Annotated in this window: 1 protein-coding gene; it reads right to left on the bottom strand. The window is 47.5% G+C overall.

The annotated features are described in order from the left end of the window. Window positions 1-19 precede the first annotated feature (19 nt). Window positions 20-278: S1 RNA-binding domain-containing protein (locus tag Q4563_RS19490; protein WP_303605695.1), on the bottom strand; the 259-nt coding region annotated here is incomplete at its 5' end.

Genomic DNA, 278 nt, shown 5'->3' with positions numbered 1-278 from the left:
CCGGTGCACCGCTCAGATATCAAGCAGGTTGCTCGACACCCTTCATGGTCAGTTTGACACGACCTTTTGGATCAACATCCATTACGTGTACGTTAACCATTAGACCTTCTTTCAGGTAATCGGTCACGTTCTCAACACGCTCTTCGCTGATCTGAGAGATGTGCAACAGACCATCCTTGCCAGGCAGAACGGTGATGAAAGCACCAAAATCGACGATTTTGCTGACTTTACCTGTGTAGGTAGTTCCTACTTCGATATCCGCAGTGATTGCTTCAATC

The organism is Gilvimarinus sp. 1_MG-2023 (assembly GCF_030548285.1).
Note: the sequence above shows the minus strand (reverse complement) of the source record. Positions and strands in the feature narration are given on the sequence as shown.